General features: G+C 55.1%; 4 protein-coding genes. All 4 read right to left on the reverse strand.

The genetic code is table 11. The annotated features are described in order from the left end of the window. Window positions 1-96 precede the first annotated feature (96 nt). The gene (locus ABYM29_RS14645; RefSeq protein WP_372865531.1) at window positions 97-2,832 is read right to left on the reverse strand and encodes a cation-transporting P-type ATPase; all 2,736 of its coding nucleotides are present in this window, start codon (window positions 2,830-2,832) and stop codon (window positions 97-99) included. A 275-nt stretch (window positions 2,833-3,107) separates the two neighbouring features. Next, window positions 3,108-3,410, reverse strand: coding sequence for a glyoxalase superfamily protein (locus tag ABYM29_RS14650; RefSeq protein WP_372865532.1), 303 nt, complete (start codon window positions 3,408-3,410; stop codon window positions 3,108-3,110). Between the two features lie 119 nt (window positions 3,411-3,529). Continuing rightward, window positions 3,530-3,991 carry a hypothetical protein gene (locus ABYM29_RS14655; RefSeq protein WP_372865533.1) on the reverse strand — a complete coding sequence of 154 codons (462 nt, stop codon included), beginning with the start codon at window positions 3,989-3,991 and terminating at the stop codon, window positions 3,530-3,532. A gap of 908 nt (window positions 3,992-4,899) precedes the next feature. Then, a complete protein-coding gene (locus ABYM29_RS14660) occupies window positions 4,900-5,250 on the reverse strand; it encodes a hypothetical protein (RefSeq protein ID WP_372865534.1) in 351 nt (116 codons plus the stop codon). Between the last annotated feature and the right edge of the window lie 179 nt (window positions 5,251-5,429).

Genomic DNA, 5,429 nt, shown 5'->3' on the forward strand with positions numbered 1-5,429 from the left:
CCAAAACGTTAGCTTAGCCATAGAAACCTCACTTTCGATTAACGGCAGCGCAACAGTCGCCCGCGGGCAAACTGTCGCCTTGCGGCCATAGTGCGCTCACGCGGAGTAATCTCTTTTGCGCCCCAGCAGCAGACGCATTTGCTTTTCTATCTCACAAATAATCAGCACCGCGACCCCGACCGCAACAATCAAGCCGACATCCCAGATGGCAACAGCCTGGGTATCAAAAACCCCCTGCATCGGCGGCCAATAGGTCATCGCCAACTGCGCTGTGGCAATACAGGCCACCACCAACCAAATGATCTTGGTGCCTCTTAGCGCGCGCCAGGTAAACGCCGTGCCGTAAATATTGCGGACAAAAAACAACAAGAAAATTTCCATAGAAACCAGCGTATTGACCACCATCGTCCGCGCCAACTCCTCGGGATAATGACGGCCTATGGCGTATTGATAAACACCGTACACCCCGCACAAAATCAACACCGATATCATCACCACATACCACGTTGTGGTGGCGGTGAGCAGGGGTTCATCGCGAGGTCGCGGGGGCCTAAGCATGGTGTTGTCTTCGGTAGGCTCAAACGCCAGGGCCACGCCGAGGGTCACCGCGGTAACCAGGTTGACCCACAAAATTTGCACCGGCGTAATCGGCAGGGCCATGCCACTGAGCACCGCCACAACAATGATCAGCGCCTCGCCGGCATTGGTCGGCAGTGTCCAGGTGATGATCTTCTTAATATTGTCATACACGGTTCGGCCTTCACGCACGGCGGCAACAATGGTGGCAAAGTTGTCATCGGCCAACACCAGGTCGGCCGCTTCCTTCGCGGCCTCACTGCCCTTTTTGCCCATCGCGATACCGGTGTCGGCCCGCTTAAGGGCGGGCGCATCATTCACGCCGTCCCCCGTCATCGCAACCGTCATGCCGCCTGCCTGCAATGCCGTTACCAATCGCAATTTGTGCTCCGGGCTGGTGCGGGCAAATATGTCGCAGCCCATCGCCGCCTGCTGCAGGGCTATGTCATTCAGGCCATCGAGGTCTTTGCCCGTCATCACTGTCGCGGTATTGCTTAAACCAATTTGACCGGCTATTGCCGCCGCGGTTTGCGCGTGATCACCGGTAATCATTTTGACTAAGATGCCTGCGCGATGACACTCTGCGACAGCGCTTATGGCTTCGGGTCGCGGCGGGTCAATCATGCCCACCAGGCCGAGCAGGGTAAGAGAATCCACAACATCGTCGTGCTCAAGCACCGTCTTGTCAGCCGGCACCACCTTTGCCGCCAGCGCCAATACCCGCTGGCCCATGGCGGCAATGCTATCCGCCTGCGCGGTCCAGTAAGCGGCATCCAGTTCTGCTGTTGAAGCGTCGGCATTCAACTGCTGGCTACACATAGCGATAAGCTGTTCGGGCGCGCCCTTTACAAAGACACTCGCCTGCCGCTCATGGTTGTGATGCAAGGTGGCCATAAAGCGATGGCGGGCGTCGAAGGGAATCGCATCGGTGCGCTGCCAGCTGTCGCGCTCGCGGTTGATAGCCAGATCCATTTTGCCACTGAACGCCAGCAAAGCCCCCTCCATCGGGTCGCCCTCAGCTATCCACACCCCATCTTTTTGCCGCAGGGCCGCATCGTTGCAGAGCGCTGCAGCTCTGGCCATGCTCTCGAGCACAGCGTGCTCACCCGGCTCAACCTCGGTCTCGTCCAGTGTCAGCACGCCCTCTGGCCGGTAACCAATCCCCTCGAGTACAAAAAGGTGCTGAGCGGTAAGCACCGCCGACACCATCATTTCATTGCGGGTCAGCGTTCCGGTTTTGTCAGTACAGATCACCGACACCGAGCCCAGTGTTTCTATCGCGGGCAACCGCCGAACAATGGCATTGCGCTTAGCCATCGCCTGCACACCTATCGCCAGGGTGATGGTAAGCACTGCGGGTAAACCTTCCGGAATCGCCGCAACGGACAAACCCACCACCACCATAAACATCTGCGTAAAGGCGTAGTGTTCAACAAAATAACCAAAGGCCAACAACAGCACGGCGATCAGCAGTATTAATATCGTCAGCCACTTTGCAAAGCTGTCCATCTGCAAGAGCAGCGGCGTTTTTAACGTCTCGACGCTGGAGATCAACTCACTGATTCGACCGATCTCGGCCTGCTCCGCCGTGGCCACCACCACCGCCCGACACTGCCCGCTCGCCACAATCGTGCCCGAATACAGCATGCAGCTGCGATCGCCCAATTCGGCACCTTCGGGCACGGCAGCCACACTTTTTTCCACCGGCGCCGACTCCCCGGTAAGGATAGCCTCTTGTACCGAGATACCGTGGGCCGATAACAGGCGTAAGTCGGCAGGCACCTTGTCACCCGCCTCCAGCAGCACAACATCACCGGCGACCAGCGACTCTCCGTCGACCGTCATGCGCGCGCCGTCACGCAGCACATTGGCGCGCGCCGCGAGCATTTGTCGAATGGCCAACATGGCCTTTTCCGCCTTACCTTCCTGCAGAAAGCCGATCACCGCATTCACCAGCACCACCGCGACAATCACCGCGGTATCCAACCAGTGATTGAGCAAAGCGGTGACCGAAGCCGCCGCGAGAAGGACATAAATCAAAATATTGTGAAATTGCGACAACAGGCGCAACAGGCCGCTCCGGCGTCCCGGCTCAGGCAGGCGGTTGGGACCGGCTTGCTGCAATCGCGTTTCGGCATCGGCACAGCTTAAGCCCGCGCTTGACGACGATAACGCTTGCAGGGCAGCGTCGGCCGAAAGGTGATGCCAAACGGTGTGTGATTCGCGCTGATTGGGCAATACGGCGTACTCACTCATTCGCCCAAGCTGGGCGCAGAGGGCGCATATAGTTGTTGAATTGACGTTAAAAAGTATAGAACACGCGCAAGATCTTGCACCCGACAGCAAGGCCGGCCAGTCGTGTAACTTCCGGGTGGCAGCCGCCGCAAACGTCACACAATTACGCAGCCCCAGAGGCGGCCGCCAGCCACGGCAAAGGCGACCAGCTTCCCAGCGCCCGCAGACCACAACTGCGGCCGCGGGTTATGGCTAAGGGGACTGATTGAAAAGGCTCTTATTGGGAAATGGGTCTACTACCGCCCCCAGGAGGCTGCCTCCATGCTTGGCTTACAATATGGATATTCCCTTGCCTGCAATGCATCGAACAGCGCCGGAATGCTACCCACATGCACCAAGACTTTGCTTTCTGGGCTAGCGTCACCCGAATGCTCACGAAAATGAAGCGTAAAGCTAGCTTTTGAAACCTGCATATACCGTGGGCCAGCAGGCGCAAACCGATGCGCCCAGTCCAGCCTCATGCCCAGATAGCCAAGATACAAGTCCTTGGCTTTTTGTTCATCAAAAATCCGGGTGACCGCTAGGGTTTGCCATTCCATTGCCTAATCCCCGCTTACCTATGAGACCTGAGCTCAACGTCGCTTGAGGCGGCCCCGCCGTGCAACAGCTATGCGGCCAAGCAAGGCTTCGCCGCAACAACTGGCTGGGCGTCATTGCCTCAGACCGGACGGAAAATGGCCAGCACCACCGCAATAACCGCGCCCAGCCGCATCAACAACACATGGCGCTCGATCTTGGCAAAGGTCTTGTGGTAAGCCGGAAGCACCGAGGGATCATCCGCCAGTGAATTTATCTGGCCTGTGGCCAATTTGAACGTTCGCAGCAACAGGAGCATATCGGCGATGACCAGCAGCATGATTAGCTGCTTCAGCCCCAGCCACACATGTTGAAAAAAGCCCCAGCCCAGAAAAATCGACATTAGGATGCCCGCCGTGGCAACCACCAGCGTTGCCACCGCAACCACCGGAGCGTACTTGCCATACAGCTGAATCAACGGGATTTCGAGGTGCGTCCCGCGCGCTTTTTTAATCTCGTGGGCCAGAAAAAATTCGTATAGGCCGCATCCAAGCCATACGATTACCGCCAAGACGTGAATCGTCAACAATACCTCGCGAAGCATGGTGTCCTCCTAGGGCTGAACAACGCCCAGCGAAAAGCGAAAGGGCAAAGCGCACCGCACAACTCCCCAAAGGCCGCGACAGCCGCCACTTACTCGGGGCCGCCTCTGCGCGAAACCATTGCAATATAGCCACGCCTTAACCCTAGCGACTTGTTCACAGCCCATATCAATATCAACGCCACCGGTATAGCAACACCAACAGCTAATAGCGGGTTATAGGTAATTAGAGCGACCATGCCCCCTACAAACACCACCATACTGAAAAAAATCTTTATATAGAGAAAGGGGCTCTGTAGGCGAACCGGGTATGCTAGCGCCGCACCACAACGCGGGCAGCTTAACGCCGCCGAAAGCGATAATTTCCGACCACTAGCCTCGACGTATTTAAAAGCGGAGTCACAGGCTGGGCATATTAGCCCCTTAATTTTTATATTTGTGCCGTACACCCATTAGCCCCTTGCCTGGCCTTGTTAAGCATTACCTGATGCCCATATATCTATAGTGCCGCTAATTGCGAGAATGACGCATGCAGTTATTATATTCACGGCGCCCATTGCATATGCTCCAACCAGTACAGATAAATTAGCGAATGACTGCCGACCACCCCCCTCAGGAGCATTCCCAAACTGGGAGAGCCACATAAGAATCCTGCTGCCGTGCAAAAAGAATAAGCTGAAGGATAGCAGTGTAGTTAATCCACAGAATGCCAGCATCCAATTGAAAACGATCAATTCCGCGTTAGTGTAAAAGCCTCTCCACATCACCCAAAACACTACTATATTGACGACGTTTACAAATGCTAAAAACAATAATCTTAATAGCATGCTCTGCCTGCTTAACGCCCGGCGCTGGAGCGGTGTGCGCAGCACGCTGTCCCAGTGGCCGTAGGCCACGACTGCCGCCGCTTGTTAAAACGTTTTAGCACTAATTGTAACCTTTACTTCGTGATCATTGAGTTTTTCTGCCTCAATCTTCAATTTGTGGGAAGTCGTTGTGAAAAGAAATGCGAATAGGCCGAACAGCTGATTTTTATGACCTATTTTATGCTTTTCAAGAAGGTCTGTTATATCAGGATTATCAAGTGACGCCTTACCTTTAACAATCGGTGAAATCTCGCCCCATGCTTGTGCGAGCTTTCTGTAACTCTCAGGGGAAATAATAAAAACTACTTTTCCATACCGATGCACATAACGCAAATACACATCCGGCGCTATCTTGACCTCATTCTCTGGAACTATATAGACGTGCGATCTCTCCATGAGTTTTAACGCCGTGTTTTGGGGCGCCGGAGCGCCAGCGAAGGGGAGGCTCCCCCCAATAAGTAGACGCCATAGTTACTGTGTCCGCACCGCCATCTTTTCATACTCATTCGGCATCGTATATCCCAATGCCGAGTGCAGACGCTGAGTGTTGTAATAATTGTCGATATACCACGACA

It is taken from the genome of Spongiibacter sp. (assembly GCF_041602295.1).
Taxonomy (GTDB): domain Bacteria; phylum Pseudomonadota; class Gammaproteobacteria; order Pseudomonadales; family Spongiibacteraceae; genus Spongiibacter.